Below are 16,811 nucleotides of genomic sequence, written 5' to 3'. Positions count from 1 at the left end.
TGTGAGGATATCGCTGGTTGTTCCGGTATATAATGAAGAAAATACTATTTTGCTTTTCTACAAAGCTGTCCGCGATTTCGAGCCTCTCAAGAAATACGAAGTAGAAATTATCTTCATTAATGACGGAAGTAATGACTCGACTGAGAGTATGATTAATGCCCTCTCCGTTTCCGATCCATTGGTAAATGTGGTCAACTTCACGCGTAATTTTGGCAAAGAGTCAGCCTTATTTGCAGGGTTAGAGCACGCCACTGGTAATGCTATTATTCCTATTGATGTCGATTTACAAGACCCTATTGATGTCATTCCACAGCTTATTGAAAAATGGCTCGCGGGTGCCGATATGGTGTTGGCAAAACGCTCAGATCGTTCCAGCGATGGGCGATTAAAGCGCAAAACTGCGGAATGGTTTTACAAATTTCATAATAAAATAAGCTATCCGGCTATAGAAGAAAACGTGGGTGACTTTAGACTGATGTCTAGAGATGTCGTAGAAAATATCAAACTACTGCCTGAGCGAAACTTATTCATGAAAGGCATATTAAGCTGGGTCGGTGGTAAAGTTGATGTAGTTGAATACTCCAGAGCAGAGCGTATTGCTGGAACAACTAAATTCAATGGTTGGAAGCTTTGGAATTTAGCAATCGAGGGAATCACCAGTTTTTCAACCTTCCCCCTTCGCGTTTGGGCATATATTGGCTTTTTCGTCGCGACTATTTCTTTCCTTTATGGCGTATGGATGATTTTGGATAAAATTATTTGGGGAAATCCTGTGGCTGGCTATCCATCAATCATTGTCTCCATTCTATTCCTTGGTGGCATTCAGCTCATCGGCATAGGTGTTCTCGGTGAGTATATCGGTAGGATTTACATTGAGACTAAGCATAGACCACGTTATATAGTGAAGAAATAAGATGGAATTTAACATGATTTGTAAGAATGACAAAAAAACGCTGATTATTTACTCTGCATTAGCTTTACTCTTTATATACCCACTTATTCAAGCCGGGATATTTTATCGGGACGATTTAGATAGAGCCATAACCGGCCAATATGGCTGGCGTGGGTTAGGAAGACCTATTGCAGATATTTTGATGAAAATACTCTCTGCAAGTGGGAATTATAATCTTGACTTATTCCCTTATACCATGCTCGCCTCCTGTTTATTGATCGGTGCCTCAGCACTCTTGCTCAAAAAACATTTTGACAGGATGGAAGCTCGTTATCCGCTATTTGTTGCTTCTCTATTGATTTTTAATCCTTTCATGTTGCAAAACATCGCCTACCGATATGACTCTCTGGGCATGGCACTGGCATTTTTCCTTTCTGTTTTTGCTTATACCTATCACCATAAGAATCAGTTTATCAGTGCTGTGGTAAAATTAGTCACTGGTGTTCTTGCTTTAACCTTGTATCAGCCCTGCACCAATATATTCATTGGTTTACTAGCCATTGATATCATCATCATTAGTTTTAAGAACACATCACCAATACAACAATCTACAAAACTTATCGTGCGAAAAGCACTTGAGTTAATTATGTTCTATTTGGTCTACATGTTGTTCTTTTCTAGTAAGGGAAACTCAAGATCAGCATTAATCCAACCCAATGCGGAAGGTTTGCAAAAGCTCTCAGATACATTAAAAGGTTTATATGACCTAACCTTGTCCTATTTTCACGGGCCAGTGTATATTTATTTTTTAGTTCCGCTTATTTTAGCCATCACGTTATCGATACCGAAAGCTTATAAGAACAAAAAAACCATCTTCCCTATTATACTATTGAGTACGGTCTCAATTTTCATTTTCGTGTTGTCGCTCATGGGACCAACGGTACTACTACAAGATGCCCCTGTATTCCCTAGGTCATTGGTCTCATTTTCAGTACTATTAGTCATCATTGCTATTATGGTGATTGAGTCTTCGCCGAAGATGAAATACATCGCCTTAATCCCTGTTATTACTACTTTTGCCTTCAGCGCCCAACTAAGCAGCGCACTAAAATCCCAGCGTGATTATGAGAATTTAGTTTTTAACATGATCGCCAGAGACCTGCTGAATTATGGTAATTTAAAGACTATCGGTACCATTGGCCAAGTTAATATTAATGAACGAACCAAGTTATTGATTGAGAATAAGCCATTAATAAATGACTATCTCAGTCCTGCAACCCAATTTATCGCTTCATTCCAACTTATTGATAAAGGTTTTCCACAAACGTTACACGGTTATGTCGATGAGCAAAACAATATCAACAAGCTTGCTGATATTGTAAGTAAAGGTATTAACCCAGTAGTATCGAACAAAGACTACTCATTATATATTGATAATGACGAAGCTATCGTTCGCCTTGGTAGTATAAAATAACTAATATTTAGCTTATTACTCGATAAAAAACGGGAACCATTTGCTTCTAATACCGATCAGTTAAGGATCACTTGAACGATCCAATAACTGTGTAAAAATCCGTAATTCAGCAATGTGGTTACGGATTTTTTATGCTACTAAAGAAGTCGTAATGTTACTCGTTGCGACTTCCTTAAAAAATCTTAACTGAAAAGCATTACAGCGGGTGCCGAGGCTTTAAAGTGATGTGATCAATTTCGGATTCAACTTAGAAATCTAATAGATAAGCAAACCCTCTTGTAGCAGGCAGTAAAGAACAAAAGCGATTGTTCCAATGATTCCTGTACTGAACAAGATTGCTGCTATGACGAACTGACCATTATTGGAAAAACGTATTTCCCGTAAATGTTGAACTAAGCGTATCCCTTTCCTTGAAGACAACGTCTCTGAACTGTTCGTCAGATATAAAGAGGTCTCTGACATTATGCTGCTCACTAGCTGTGTGTAATGTTACAAAACGGTGATAAAATAACCAGTAAAAATGTAAGTTATACAATTATAACGAGCAGCACATTGACCTAAATCAACACTATGTGCAGAGCAGATGTACAACCACACTGTCATAAACCTGTAATATGACGATGTGCCCCTACCCAATGCCGTGCCGTGGTGAATATCATGATTGATCAGGAAGTATTTATCATAGTACTTGGCGCATCTAACGAGACCTTTCGTAGTACGATGTAGCTGAAAACTCAATCAACGGTGTCTTGCTCTTATGTGTCCGGGCACTATAGCCAGATAATTTTGATAAAACTTGCAATCTGAATAATAAAAAACGGGAACCATCAGGTTCCCGTTTTTATTTAACGCCTAAACACTATTACATATGTTTAACGATAGCGTCGCCAAACTCTGAACATTTCAGCAGCTTAGCGCCTTCCATCAGGCGTTCGAAATCATAGGTCACGGTCTTGGCAGCGATGGCGCCTTCCATACCTTTAACGATTAGGTCAGCCGCTTCGAACCAGCCCATGTGACGAAGCATCATCTCCGCGGACAGGATGATAGAACCTGGGTTCACTTTATCCTGACCGGCGTACTTAGGTGCAGTACCGTGAGTCGCTTCGAACAGTGCGCAATCGGAACCAATGTTAGCGCCCGGAGCGATACCGATACCGCCCACTTGTGCAGCCAAGGCATCGGAGATGTAGTCACCGTTCAGGTTCATACAAGCAATGACATCGTATTCAGCCGGACGCAGCAGGATCTGTTGCAGGAACGCATCGGCGATCACGTCTTTAACCACGATCTCTTTGCCCGTTTTCGGGTTCTTGATCTTCAGCCACGGGCCGCCATCGATCAGTTCACCTTTGAACTCTTCACGCGCCAGTTCGTAGCCCCAATCTTTGAAGGCACCTTCGGTGAACTTCATGATGTTGCCTTTGTGAACCAGCGTCACAGAATCACGGTCGTTGTCGATAGCGTACTCAATCGCTGCACGAACCAGACGTTTGGTGCCTTCTTCCGAGCATGGCTTCACACCAATACCACATTGCTCTGGGAAGCGGATTTTCTTCACGCCCATTTCGTCGCGCAGGAATTTGATCACTTTGTCTGCTTCAGCAGAACCCGCTTTCCATTCAATACCCGCGTAGATGTCTTCGGCGTTTTCGCGGAAGATCACCATATCGGTCAGTTCTGGCTGTTTAACCGGGCTTGGTGTGCCCTGATAGTAACGCACTGGGCGCAGACACACGTACAGATCGAGTTGCTGACGCAGCGCCACGTTCAGAGAACGAATACCGCCGCCAACAGGGGTAGTCAGAGGACCTTTGATAGCCACACGATAATCGCGGATCAGATCCAGAGTTTCTTCCGGCAACCACACGTCTTTCCCGTAGACTTCAGTGGATTTTTCGCCAGTGTAGATTTCCATCCAAGAGATTTTACGCTCGCCGCGGTAGGCTTTTTCTACTGCAGCATCAACCACATGAATCATGGCAGGCGTTACGTCAACGCCAATACCATCACCTTCAATGAACGGGATGATCGGGTTATGCGGAACATTCAGTTTACCCTTGGCATCAACTGTAATCTTTTGACCTTTTGCCGGAACAACTACTTTGCTTTCCATCAACCTCTCCTTCAGCGCAATTTTTGTTAATGCTTTGTAAGATGCGTGTCAATACTACTTGAATATTCAATCCGCGCCAATCCAAAACGGATTCGGTTATAATGCGCCTATCTTTCATAATCTCAACTACTATGAATAAATTCCCTGTTAAAAATCACCGAGTTAAACGATTCAGCAAGCCAAGTACCACCAAAGCTTCGCGCCCAACGGGGCCGTGCCGAATCGTGTTATTCAACAAACCATTCGATGTGTTACCACAATTCACCGATGAGGCCGGTCGTACCACGCTGAAAGAGTTCATTCCGTTCAACGATGTTTACGCCGCTGGGCGTCTGGATCGCGACAGCGAAGGATTATTGGTACTGACCAACGACGGCAAATTACAGGCACAACTGACTCAGCCAGGAAAACGGACGGGCAAAGTGTATTACGTTCAGGTGGAGGGTGAGCCACAGGAAGTCGATCTCTCCGCTCTGCGCACGGGCGTGACGCTAAAAGATGGGCCAACCCTGCCGGCTGACGTCGAGTTGGTTGATGAGCCGACATGGTTATGGTCACGGAATCCGCCGATTCGCGAACGTAAATCAATCCCAACCTGTTGGCTAAAAATCACCTTGTATGAAGGCCGTAATCGTCAAGTTCGCCGCATGACAGCGCATATTGGCTTCCCGACCTTACGCTTAATTCGCTACAGTATGGGCGAGCTCTCATTGGGAAATTTGCAGCCCGGTGAATGGAAAATCGTTGATTCATTGTAACCGGCCAGGAGGCCAATAAGATGAAAGTACTCATTACACTGATGTTAACAGTGCTGACAGTCAGCCAAGTACAAGCCGCCAGTTTCAACTGTCAAAAGGCCAGCGCCGCAGATGAAAAAGCCATTTGTGCCAGCCGATCGTTGAGTGATAAAGATGTGGAAATGACCACCAAATACCAGTTCCTGCGTGGTTTATTCGCCATGGGCGTACGTGGTGACATGCAAGATAGGCAACAAAATTGGTTAAAACAGCGCAAACAGTGCGGCAGTAACACCACCTGCCTAGTGAAAAGTTATAACCAACGTATCTCTGAACTGGATGTTATTTATCAGAACATCAAAAAACCGCTGTAAGGGATTAGTATGTTTAAACCGCACGTTACCGTCGCTTGTGTCGTCCATACTGCTGGCAAATTTCTGATCGTAGAAGAAACAATCAACGGCAAAGCACTATGGAATCAACCCGCCGGGCATTTGGAGGCAAACGAAACGCTGCTGCAAGCTGCTGAACGTGAATTGTGGGAAGAGACCGGGATTCGTGCGACTCCGCAATCCTTCCTCAGAATGCATCAATGGCAGGCTCCAGACAGCACACCGTTTTTACGTTTTTGCTTTGTGATTGAATTAGAAAGCGAATTGCCGACCGAGCCTCATGACAGTGATATTGACTGCTGTCTGTGGTTAAGTGCAGATGAAATCCTAAACGCGCCAAACTTACGCTCACCGTTGGTCGCAGAAAGTATTCGTTGTTACCAGCAAGCGGAACGTTACCCGTTGTCGTTAGTGGCGTTTTATCCCACTGACATCTGAGCTCGGTTATTTTGGCGCAGCTGAAGTGCGCCAAAATAATCTCCAGTTAGTTATTGCCCGGCAATCCGGCAGTTACAGCATCGATCAATTCTTGATCCAATACTTGAGTCGGATTCACGCCAATCGATTCGCTATATAACGGCGGAAGCCCCTGGCAATATTCTGCCAGTGTCGTCGGATCAATCGTCGCTACCACATATTGCAATGAATTTGGGTTCTCTTCGGGTAATGTTTCCTCCATTGTCGAACCGTAAGCGCCCAAATCAATCAGGCTATTTGATGAGGTGTCAGATCCGCGGGCAAACACAAAAGTGCCGTATTTTGGATGTCCTAAATAGGTTAAGACAGTTTCCCCGACCTCAGGATCTTCTCGCAGTTCATAACGTAATTGCGCATAGCTGCGAGTAGTTAACATAAATGCTGTTTGGATCACCGATGCCGCTTGATTACCGGGTAAACAAAGCAATAAATTACCGAAATAATCTAACAATGCCACGGCATTGCCATCCCCACCCTGAACATAATCGATATTGGCTGCGTCAATTAAATAAGGTGCCAATCCTACGTCAGGGGCTCCTCTTGCCGGAGCGACATAGTCCAATGCCTGCGGATAAATACTTTTCAGTTTTACAATAATGGGATCATCAGCGGATAATTGTTGTGGGTCGATTAACTCATCCGGTGGTAGATCACTATTCACTTTATCTTGCACTTGCGTCAGCGTAGCGTTAAAAATCGACAGGCACAGTGCTTGAGTGTTCTGTTGGATTGAGCGCTGAGTAAAAAATGACGGTACGGGTGCCGACGTTGCTGGCCGGAAAAAACAGGTATTACCGTCAACTTCAGGATAACTAAAAGTCGCCTGAGCTATCGGTTGCAATGCAGGATCTAATGAAGGAAAATCTGCGTTGGTATCATAATTAATTCCAGAGAACTCATCAAATGCCGCAGAAATAACATTAAAGCCGCTGGTTAAAATAGAACCTGAACACATGCAGCAAGGATCCAATGAAGTGACAATAGTAATTTCATTAGGTGGCGGCATCTCTACCCCTTGTGCCACTTGATCATAATACCAATCAATTAACTGACGCTCACCATGTGCGGTAGGATCATTGGTTTTATTATCCATCACAACGTTATTATGCATAGCATTGAGTAAATTACCGCTCGCATCCAACATCATGCCACCGACGCTAAATGTGCCTTGGCAATAGGCTTCTAATGCTTTTTCCGCCACAGCGGACACCGCGTTCTCTATTGAAGTATAATTAGCGGTCAGCATGGTTTGATGAGTATGACATTTACAATTGCTCATTGTTATTCCTTTTTATTGTTAATAGCCGAATGACCCTAACAATGATAAAGGTTTGTTTGAATTAAAAAAAACGCATTTTATGATTAATGGTTTCCTAATAAATACCAAGATTACTCATGCTATTAATTTGATGAAATAATACCTCACTATTTTCAAAACCGATCAATCCGTGCGCCACATCACATCCCAGGTGTGCCTGCACGGGCTTTGTGCTATATTGTTACGCCAAAATTTATCTATCAAATCTCGAGATCCCCATGTCAGACAACAGCCAGAAAAAAGTGATCGTCGGTATGTCCGGCGGCGTCGACTCTTCCGTTACTGCCTATCTGTTACAGCAACAGGGCTATCAGGTCGCTGGGCTGTTTATGAAGAACTGGGAAGAAGACGATGACGAAGAGTATTGCTCCGCAGCGACCGACTTAGCCGATGCGCAAGCGGTATGCGACAAACTCGGTATCGAGCTGCACACGGTCAACTTCGCCGCAGAATATTGGGATAACGTCTTCGAGCTGTTTTTAGCAGAATACAAAGCCGGTCGCACACCAAACCCGGATATTCTGTGTAATAAAGAAATCAAATTCAAAGCCTTCCTCGAATTCGCCGCCGAAGATCTGGGTGCCGATTATATCGCTACCGGCCACTACGTGCGTCGTCAGGATGTGGACGGAAAAAGCCGTCTGCTGCGCGGGGTAGATGGCAATAAAGATCAGAGCTATTTCTTGTATACCTTAGGCCACGAGCAGGTCGCGCAAAGTCTGTTCCCCGTGGGCGAATTGGAAAAACCAGAAGTGCGTCGCATTGCCGAACAGTTAGAACTGGTGACCGCGAAGAAAAAAGATTCCACTGGCATCTGTTTTATTGGTGAGCGTAAATTCCGCGATTTCCTCGGCCGTTATTTACCAGCACAGCCGGGTGCGATCATCACCGTTGATGGTCAGACTGTCGGCGAGCACCAAGGGTTGATGTATCACACCCTCGGTCAGCGTAAAGGTTTAGGTATTGGCGGTATGAAAGACAGCAATGACGATCCTTGGTACGTGGTGGATAAAGACGTCGTCAACAACATCCTGATCGTCGCACAAGGTCACGACCACCCACGCCTGATGTCTGTCGGGCTAATTGCTCAACAATTACATTGGGTTGACCGTGAGCCGTTGGTCGCACCGATGCGCTGTACCGTAAAAACGCGTTATCGTCAGGAGGATTTGGCCTGTACGGTCACGCCAATCGACGCAGAGCGTATCGAGGTCCGTTTTGACGAACCGGTCGCAGCGGTGACGCCTGGTCAATCAGCGGTGTTTTATCAAGGTGAGATTTGTCTCGGCGGCGGGATTATTGAGCAACGCATCCCGTTGGTTAATGCGGAATAACCGTGGTTAATACGTAATAACAAGAGAACATAGAGGATTGCTACCATAACGAGTGGCAATCCTATTTCGATCATGTAGATGTGTCGCGGGGAAATCGCTCTCAAATCTATCGAGCTAAGGCAATGCATGCAATCTGGCAATATCAACCGCATGAATCAGGCTGTCAGCACCGAGTTTTTCTAACAGATTATTTTTATAGGTACTGATGGTTTTAGTGCTTAAATGCAGTTCATCTGAAATTTCTTTATTGGAATAACCCGCGGAAAGTTTTTTTAGTACCAACTGTTCACGACGCGTTAGGCTGCTTTTAATGAAGCTATCAAAGTCGGTAATTTGTTTGCTTCGTCGTGCTCTGCCCAGGGCAGGATAGTATTTCTCCCCTCGTCTTAGCATTTCCATCGCACGAATAATTTCACTGGATTCGAGATATTTAGGGATATAGGCGTGAATTCCGGATGACAGGCACTCTTTTTGATAATGTGCATTATCGTGTTCAGTAAAAACAATGATTTTATGCTTGATACCCAATGTATCAGCGACTTGAAGAAATTCAGCCCCTTGCACTGAAGGTTGATAGATATCAATAATAATGAACTCGGGTTCATTACGCAGGATAATCGAATAGCGATCCTCCTGCTCGCCATGCCCCTTAATCAGTTGATATCCATGCTCATTGCAGAGTAATTCCAACCCACAATGCACCAGAGGATGGCTATCTATTAGTACCAGCTTTTTATCCATTTTTGACTCGCTTTTTTACATTTACCAGAGGTCATTTATCTCGCTGACAGGGAGTATGAAGTAAGGTCAATCTATTTCCCTTCGAGACATTTCTTTAAATTCCTTTTATGTGATGATTTCATGCTACCGTGTGATATTGCGCAGTGAAAATTTCCTCTAGTCTGTCAACTTCCGCACGACAGGTTTCAAAAAATGCTGACATTTTACTACTATCACCATCCGCTACTGCCAATTCGATTTTTCGACAAATATCAGCTAAGCGATAGGCGTCAACTAACCGTGCGCTGCCTAATAGACGATGCGCGTGTTCCCTAATCTGTTTGTTATCGTTAGCGTCAATCGCTGTCTGAAGTGCGCAAATATCTTGTTGATTACTTTCCAGTAAAGACTCGACCATTTCGCCAAACGCTTGCGGATTGTTATAAGTGAGCTTTTGCAATTTTCTCACTTCCGTTGTCTCTGTAACGTCTTGCACCACCGACACAGGTGTCTCGCTCTGTTCAAGCCGTGACAACAAAACATCCAATTGAATCGGTTTGAACAGACATTCGGTCATACCCGCTGCGATCCCTCGGGCACGTACCTCATTCTCCGCCATTGCAGTTAAGCCAAACATCGGGCGGCGCTTCAAACCGCGCTGCTGCTCTTTTTGTCGCAACTGCGAAACCAGCTCAAAACCACTCATACCCGGCATATTGCAATCGGTGATCACCACATCAAACGGCTTTTCCGCCATTTCCCAGCGAATTAAAGCCTGACAGCCATCGGCAACGGCCACCACCTGATGGCCGATACTGGCAAGCTGCTGGCTCAACAACAGACGGTTTGGCGCATGGTCGTCAGCAATCAAAATCGATTTTGCCGTTTTCAACTGCGGTAATTCATTTTCGAACGCCCATTGGCCCTTCGGCTGGCAAGGCTCCGCACTAAAATGGAAGATGAAGGCGGAGCCTTGGCCCAACTGACTCTCAACATGTAACTCCCCCCCTAACATGACCGCCAGCTGCCTGCAGATACTTAAGCCCAAACCGGTGCCTTGGGTATTGCGCTGCGCTTCATCGACCTGTACAAAAGGTTCGAAAATCCCCAGCATCTGAGCTTCGGTCATGCCAAGCCCTGTATCGCGTACGGTAAGTACATACTGATTTTCAGTTTCTACCAGCGTCACCCTCACCTCTCCCTGATCGGTGAATTTAATCGCGTTACTGAGCAAATTAGAGACTATTTGATTGAACATGGTTTGATCAAACAACACATCGGGCCTTTTCACTGAACAAGAGCAGGTCAGCACGATATTTTTTTCACTCGCCGCATGAGTAAACAGAGTAATCAACGACGCCACCGAATCCGTCAGTGATACCGGCGCTTTTTTCACGGAATGGGTGCCCGACTCGATTTTCGCCATATCCAAAATATTGCCGACCAGCGATAGCAACGATTGCGATGCTTGCCAAGCTACAGCAATATTTTCATCACGCTTTTCCGGTAATGATTTTTTGCGATGCTCCAACTCCAACAACCCGATCAGCGCATTCAATGGCGTACGAATTTCATGACTCATTTGCGCTAAAAATATACTCTTCGAACGGCTGGCGTTATCCGCTGCTTGCTTAGCCTTTTGCAGCTCCGTCATCAAATTCTCACGCTCGGTAATATCAAAAAAACCGCCGATCAAGCCATTAATCACGCCTCGGTGATCATGGTAGGGCAGCGTCCAGTGGTAGACCAACGCACGCTTCCCTTGCTCAGTAATAATCTCCTGCCGCGAAACACTCGGCTCGCCACTATTAATAGTTTGATCATAGAGTTGTTTAAACACAGCAATAGTTTCTGGCGAAAGAATTCTGGATTCTGCCAACGTTTTACCAGCGACATCCTCCTGTTTAACCTCTAGAAACTGCAGATAAGTATTGTTGCATTGCAGCATCCGTGCCTGTTTGTCACGGACATACAACGCGACCGGTGAATCGTCAATGAGGGTGCGGATAAAGCGTAACTGATCTTCCAACTGTTGTTCATAACGGGTGCGATTGAGCAACATTTTTTTCAAAAAGCGGTTACGCAAGGCAATCCACAGCAGCACGATCAATGAGAGAATAGCGATATTGATCAAATAGCGACTGTAACGATCCCAAACCGTCACTTTGGACGGAGCCTTATAGTTTTGCCATAGCGAGAGATCGCGCTGTAACGATTGCGGCGACATATCAACTAACGCTTTATTCAGAATACTGAGCAATATTTTTTGGTCTGAACTGACCCCTATCGCAAATTGAGCCGGCGCTAAGTTAACGGAATCGATGATCACTAACTGGCGATAAAACTGTTTACTGATTAGGTAATCTGCAACGAGTTGAGTGCTGATCGCCGCATCCGCATAGCGGCTGGTGACTTGTGAAAATGCCTGCGGAACATTACTGGTTTCGATAAACTGAATGAAGGGATAGCGTGCTCTGAGCAATGGCGCTATGCCACTGTCACGAGGAATAGCGACTTTTTTCCCGGCCAGTTTATCTAATGAGGTCGCATCATCGATATGATTACTGGTGACTAATACCCAAGGCGACAAAGTAAAGCTACGCGAACTGAGGAGAGAGTCAGCTTGGCCCTCGTTGCGGATCAACGCCGCGACCATTCCGTGGCCTCCTTTTTTTCTCATCTGGTCAGTCATGACTTTTGGATTGAATTTTATTCCCGTGCGCTCGGAGATCATGCGCAGCAACGTCAGTCCATAGCCATTAATCGTGCCGTCATCATCCTGAAAGCTGAGCGGAGGTAAATAACGGGGAAAGTAGATAGGTATTTCATTATGTTGACTGATCCAGGTCAGTTCTTCACGTGTCAGCACCAACGGATTATGTTTCATCACATAACTGCTATCCAGCCCCCAATTATTGATAATTCGGACACGGCTGGTGAGCGGTAACGAGGTCATGACCGTTTCAATAATATCGAACAAGACAGGATTATTATGACTAACAGCAAAAGAGACATTGGCGTTCGCAGCCAGATCGCTTAACTCCACTTTTGCTTGAGTCTCAACCCCTTGGCTAATCAAAAACGCCGCCGTTGAGGCATTCAACCAAAATGCATCCGTCGCACCATAGGCCAACGACGCCATGGCCTCACTGTAATAATGAAAGGGTTTTAATTGAGCACCAGGATAATTTTCTTGCAATTGTCGTTGCAAATTCTTATCACCAATAAAAGCCAGCTCATTATATTTTAATGATTTAAGCTGATCACCAATGATATTATTTTTATGCAATACCACTGCATGATCGAGTAAAAAAGGTTTGCTGACTAAAAAGTCGTGATCTTGATTAATTGAAGGCGTATAGAAGGCCAAAATATCAATTTCGTTATTACGAAGTTTCTCTTTCGCTTCGAGTAACGTAGGGAAGTGATAAACCTCAACCTCTTTATTTATTGCATGCGCCAATATATTGGCGTAATCGGCACCAATACCTTCATAAACCTCACGATCATAACCCATAAAAATGGGTGGATGCGACTCCCCCCAAATGGCAACTTTGATTTTTTCATTATTATTCAGCCAGTTTACACTCTCTTCGCTGAATGTTGTCTCAGGGATCGCGATCTGGGTGCGTGGCAAAATTTTCATCGGTGAGGGTAATGCAAACCCTTCCCGTGAGAAGAGAATCAACATCAAGCTGGTAATAAAACAAAAACAGAAATGCCTCACTGAAAAAATATCCGCCGAGAATGAAAAAGGGGGACATTCTTAACGTGTGGAAAATTCTGCATCAAGCCATTTCCCTTCAATCGGAGGAAAATGGCGGGTATTTGAGAAAGGTCTTATCCTGCTTAAGACACCAATAACAGTTTTGAGTCTTATTCTGTCGATAGATGTAATTTCAATTTCGAGTCCAAATCGGCAACATCTTGTACGCATCGTTCGGCAAGGTGTAATACCGTCGTCATATCCTGCTCTTCGCTGGCAATTTCCAACTGCCGACTGGCTTGCGCCAGTTCATCGGCATCAATCATTCGAGCACTGTTTAAGATGTTATGTGCCGCGTTACGGATCGCAGTGAAATCCTTAAGCTCGATAGCCTGTTGCAATGCCGAAATATCCTGCTGGTTCTGCTCTATCACAGTGAGCAGCAGATCGTGAAATGCACCGGGTTGGAAGTTCGCCAATTTCTCAAGACTGAGGATCACACGCCGTTCGGGGAGGATGACACTTGGCTCCTCACTATCGGCAATACGTGCCAGCAACCGGTTGAGATCCACCGGTTTAAACAGACAGTCGTTCATGCCGGACTGTTTCGCTTTACGGGCGATCGCTTCTTCCGCCATCGCAGTGAGGCCAAATATCGGCATAGCCGACACACCCAATGCACGCTCCTGCTCCCTAAACCGTTTAGTCAGTTCAAAACCACTCATTCCGGGCATATTGCAGTCGGTAATCACCATATCGAAAGCCGGAACCGCTGCATGCCACACACTAAGTGCCTGCGAGCCACTTTCCACCGCCACACAATAATGCCCCGCCGATTCTAATTGCTGGCTCAGCAACAATCGATTCGGCGCGTGATCGTCCACAACCAGAATTCTTTTACGTTCAATCATCGTCTCAGATACATCAACAACCTGCGGACTCTCAACCACCGTCGCGGCTGGCGCACTAAAACGGAAAATAAAAGTGGCCCCTTCATCGGGCTCACTTTCAACCGTCAGCGTTCCCCCCAGTAATTCCGCCAATTGTCGACAGATACTGAGCCCCAACCCCGTCCCCTTATGCTCTGAACCACTCTCTACTTGAACAAACGGCTCAAAGATTGCACGTTGCTGTTCATCCGTTAAACCTGGACCGGAGTCACACACTTCCAGCGCATACTCCACCAAGCCCGTGGAATCCCCCTGCTCTTGCTGTCCTTGGTGCTCTTGCTGTCCTTGGTACAAGGCCACTTCAACTTGTCCACCTGCTGAGGAGAACTTAATCGCGTTACTTAACAGGTTGGACATGATTTGCCTGAGCATAATCGGATCAAACTGGATCGTTGCCTGATTGACCTCCAGCGAAGTGGTGAGTTCAACCTGTTTATCTTCTGCAACTGAACGGAATAGTGTCGTAATACTGTTCAAGGTTTCGGGCAATGAAACCGCCACCCGACGGACGGTCATCGTACCGGACTCTATCTTTGCCATATCCAAAATATCACCGACCAACATCATCAGTGATTTCGATGATTCATAAGCGACAGCGATATTATTTTCCCGCTGCGCGGGGGACGATTTGCCAAGATATTCCAGCTCCAATAACCCCGTCAGGGCATTCATCGGCGTACGAATTTCATGGCTCATTTGCGACAGGAAGGTACTTTTTGACTCGCTGGCTTTTTCCGCTAATTGTTTTGCCTCCTGCAATGCAATTTGTAAGCGCTCCAACTCCGCTACGTTACGTTTCAGGAAACGATTTCGCCAAAAGATGCCGCCCACGACCACCACCGTAATAATGGCTGCACTGATCAACGCATTACTGTAGCGTCCCCAGAGATCAAAACGTTCCAACGCGTGGCGCATTTGCCAACCACTCAGCTGTGTATCGATGGTTTGTGGCGGAATATCCAGCAGGGCTTTATTGATGATTGAGAGCAATATCTGATTATCCGCACTGGTTGCCATAGCAATTCGTAACGGTGGTAAGGGCAAAAACGCCGCAATCTTAAACTGACTGGCAAGGTAGGTTTTTTTAAAATAGTCCGCCCCACTTTGCGGCACAATAGCGCCAGCAAGATGGTGGCTCCACAGAGAGAACGCGGTCTCCAGCGAGAAATCATGCTCCTCAAATTCAACCTGTGGATAGCGTTCACGTAACTCTGGCAGGTAATAACTCCCAGTATAAATCGCCACTTTCTTCCCAGACATATCCGCCAATGAACTGACTTGTGGATAGTTACTCCGCGTCACCAGTACCCAGCCGGAAACCAAATAGGGACGACTGAAAGCAATACTTGACGATGAGGGTATGGAGGCATCCGCCACCGCAATCAATGCATTCGGTTCCTGTTTTAGCTGACGGTACATCTGCGTCAAATTTTCAAACTGGCTCCAACTCAATTTCAAACCAGTACGACGAGCGATTCTCTCCAACAATGCCACAGTAAACCCACTTTCTTTCCCTTGCTGATCAACATAGGTCAAAGGGATATGCGAATTCACGACCAACACTTTTAGCGTTGGATGAGTGTCAATCCACTGGCGTTGCTGGGCATCGAGAGCTAATGCGGCGTCGTTCATACCCACGTCATAATCCAGATGCCACGCCGAGGCGATCTGGGTCTGCTTGTGCACCGACAGACGCGTCAAAATGGCGTCTATCGCAGCGATCAGTGGCGTATTTTGCTTCAGCGTCGCAAAAGTCACGCTCTGGTTACGATTCACCTCACTCACCATCAAAGTAAGCTGGTTATTATAATTACGACGATTAATATCCCGCGCGGTAACATCGTTGCTCCACATCACTGCATTTTCACCATGGGCAACAGCCGCCATCCCGGCGTAATAATCCTGAGCGGCAACCAACGTTGCCGCAGGATAAGCGACCTGCAATTGGGCACGTAGAGCACTGTCACCAACGTAATACAGAGACATCCCTGCCAATCCGTTGTTGAGATTGAGCGAGATGCTGGGTTGGTATACCAACACCGCACGATCCGGCTGATAAGGCAGAGATAACAACAAGCGAGCATCAGGCGTCGTGTTCTCTCGATACCCCGGTAGCACGTCTATCTCACCGGAATACAGTGCAGCGATAGCCTGTTGCTCGTCGGGATATCTTAGAACAATAAAACTGGTGGGTAATACGCGTTGCAACAGCGCCAAATAGTCCGCTGAAAGCCCTTCAAAATTAAGGGGTTCGTTATTCACCGTATAAGGTGGATGCACCGGCAACCAAGTGCCCACACGCAGTTGTGGATGGCGTTGGAACCAGTTCAACATTTCTGGCGTGGCCTGTAATTCCGGTGCAGACGGCACGGTTCGGGTCACCAATTTTAATGAAATGGCTTCGGCATGTAGGCTAAGCGACATGCACAACAGGATGAGCCCCATCAGAGGACGAAACACTGCAAACCCGGACAAATTGATACCCTTCAACCATGAAATGTTAATCTTTCGAGATTAGCAGAAATATCAGCGTCTTGTTGGGTAAACACCGGCTTGAAATAAAAAATTTCGCCCCTCCCGTCTTACCCAGATAGCGGTTAAAAATACCGTTCTCACCTGCTCTTCTTAATTCCCCCTTCCGTACCCTTTTTGAGAAATGTCTCTGATGGGATTTTTCCTGTTGGCTGAGACACTT

General features: G+C 45.7%; 11 protein-coding genes. 6 read left to right on the top strand and 5 right to left on the bottom strand.

Annotated features, from left to right (window positions below; genetic code table 11):
• The first annotated feature begins 1 nt into the window (after nucleotide 1).
• Both AC3ISQ_RS09600 and AC3ISQ_RS09595 read left to right on the top strand, forming a co-directional pair.
• Nucleotides 2-913: a glycosyltransferase family 2 protein gene (locus tag AC3ISQ_RS09600; protein ID WP_489352666.1), complete on the top strand. Its 912-nt coding sequence runs from the start codon at nucleotides 2-4 to the stop codon at nucleotides 911-913.
• Nucleotide 914: 1 nt separating this feature from the next.
• Nucleotides 915-2,366 (top strand): glucosyltransferase domain-containing protein, encoded by a 1,452-nt coding sequence (locus AC3ISQ_RS09595; protein ID WP_489352664.1) that lies wholly within the window; start codon nucleotides 915-917, stop codon nucleotides 2,364-2,366.
• Nucleotides 2,367-3,228: 862 nt separating this feature from the next.
• On the opposite strand, the gene icd is transcribed toward AC3ISQ_RS09595, so the two are convergent.
• Nucleotides 3,229-4,482 (bottom strand): NADP-dependent isocitrate dehydrogenase, encoded by a 1,254-nt coding sequence (icd, locus tag AC3ISQ_RS09590; protein WP_489352662.1) that lies wholly within the window; start codon nucleotides 4,480-4,482, stop codon nucleotides 3,229-3,231.
• A 131-nt stretch (nucleotides 4,483-4,613) separates the two neighbouring features.
• On the opposite strand from icd, the gene rluE reads away from it, so the two are divergent.
• Genes rluE through AC3ISQ_RS09575 form a run of 3 tightly spaced genes read left to right on the top strand, consistent with a single transcriptional unit; the run spans nucleotide 4,614 to nucleotide 6,049 of the window.
• Nucleotides 4,614-5,240 (top strand): 23S rRNA pseudouridine(2457) synthase RluE, encoded by a 627-nt coding sequence (gene rluE / locus AC3ISQ_RS09585; RefSeq protein WP_489352660.1) that lies wholly within the window; start codon nucleotides 4,614-4,616, stop codon nucleotides 5,238-5,240.
• Nucleotides 5,241-5,260: 20 nt separating this feature from the next.
• Nucleotides 5,261-5,593 carry a lysozyme inhibitor LprI family protein gene (locus AC3ISQ_RS09580; RefSeq protein ID WP_489352659.1) on the top strand — a complete coding sequence of 111 codons (333 nt, stop codon included), beginning with the start codon at nucleotides 5,261-5,263 and terminating at the stop codon, nucleotides 5,591-5,593.
• 9 nt (nucleotides 5,594-5,602) lie between these two features.
• Nucleotides 5,603-6,049, top strand: coding sequence for an NUDIX hydrolase (locus AC3ISQ_RS09575; RefSeq protein WP_489352657.1), 447 nt, complete (start codon nucleotides 5,603-5,605; stop codon nucleotides 6,047-6,049).
• A 46-nt stretch (nucleotides 6,050-6,095) separates the two neighbouring features.
• Here AC3ISQ_RS09575 and AC3ISQ_RS09570 read toward each other — a convergent pair whose 3' ends face one another.
• Entirely contained in the window at nucleotides 6,096-7,367 is a 1,272-nt protein-coding gene (locus AC3ISQ_RS09570) for a nucleoside deaminase (protein WP_489352655.1), read from the bottom strand.
• A gap of 257 nt (nucleotides 7,368-7,624) precedes the next feature.
• Between AC3ISQ_RS09570 and mnmA the strand changes: the two genes are divergently transcribed.
• The gene (gene mnmA, locus AC3ISQ_RS09565; protein WP_489352653.1) at nucleotides 7,625-8,740 is read left to right on the top strand and encodes a tRNA 2-thiouridine(34) synthase MnmA; all 1,116 of its coding nucleotides are present in this window, start codon (nucleotides 7,625-7,627) and stop codon (nucleotides 8,738-8,740) included.
• Nucleotides 8,741-8,854: 114 nt separating this feature from the next.
• Here mnmA and AC3ISQ_RS09560 read toward each other — a convergent pair whose 3' ends face one another.
• The 3 genes from AC3ISQ_RS09560 to AC3ISQ_RS09550 all read right to left on the bottom strand — a co-directional run bounded on the left by AC3ISQ_RS09560 (nucleotide 8,855) and on the right by AC3ISQ_RS09550 (nucleotide 16,576).
• Nucleotides 8,855-9,481 (bottom strand): LuxR C-terminal-related transcriptional regulator, encoded by a 627-nt coding sequence (locus tag AC3ISQ_RS09560; protein ID WP_489352651.1) that lies wholly within the window; start codon nucleotides 9,479-9,481, stop codon nucleotides 8,855-8,857.
• A gap of 118 nt (nucleotides 9,482-9,599) precedes the next feature.
• Complete coding sequence (locus AC3ISQ_RS09555; protein WP_489352649.1) at nucleotides 9,600-13,106, bottom strand: ATP-binding protein; 3,507 nt, start codon at nucleotides 13,104-13,106, stop codon at nucleotides 9,600-9,602.
• A 230-nt stretch (nucleotides 13,107-13,336) separates the two neighbouring features.
• Nucleotides 13,337-16,576 (bottom strand): ATP-binding protein, encoded by a 3,240-nt coding sequence (locus AC3ISQ_RS09550; RefSeq protein WP_489352647.1) that lies wholly within the window; start codon nucleotides 16,574-16,576, stop codon nucleotides 13,337-13,339.
• Between the last annotated feature and the right edge of the window lie 235 nt (nucleotides 16,577-16,811).

This window comes from Serratia sp. KH_031 (genome assembly GCF_057839655.1).
This window is presented reverse-complemented; position numbering and strand designations above follow the sequence as displayed.

Excerpts from the sequence above, each read along its gene's own strand:
- AC3ISQ_RS09595 (WP_489352664.1), top strand. The coding sequence starts at position 915 with ATGGAATTTAACATGATTTGTAAGAATGACAAAAAAACGCTGATTATT.
- icd (WP_489352662.1), bottom strand. The coding sequence starts at position 4,482 with ATGGAAAGCAAAGTAGTTGTTCCGGCAAAAGGTCAAAAGATTACAGTT.
- rluE (WP_489352660.1), top strand. The coding sequence starts at position 4,614 with ATGAATAAATTCCCTGTTAAAAATCACCGAGTTAAACGATTCAGCAAG.
- AC3ISQ_RS09580 (WP_489352659.1), top strand. The coding sequence starts at position 5,261 with ATGAAAGTACTCATTACACTGATGTTAACAGTGCTGACAGTCAGCCAA.
- AC3ISQ_RS09575 (WP_489352657.1), top strand. The coding sequence starts at position 5,603 with ATGTTTAAACCGCACGTTACCGTCGCTTGTGTCGTCCATACTGCTGGC.
- AC3ISQ_RS09570 (WP_489352655.1), bottom strand. The coding sequence starts at position 7,367 with ATGAGCAATTGTAAATGTCATACTCATCAAACCATGCTGACCGCTAAT.
- mnmA (WP_489352653.1), top strand. The coding sequence starts at position 7,625 with ATGTCAGACAACAGCCAGAAAAAAGTGATCGTCGGTATGTCCGGCGGC.
- AC3ISQ_RS09560 (WP_489352651.1), bottom strand. The coding sequence starts at position 9,481 with ATGGATAAAAAGCTGGTACTAATAGATAGCCATCCTCTGGTGCATTGT.
- AC3ISQ_RS09555 (WP_489352649.1), bottom strand. The coding sequence starts at position 13,106 with ATGAAAATTTTGCCACGCACCCAGATCGCGATCCCTGAGACAACATTC.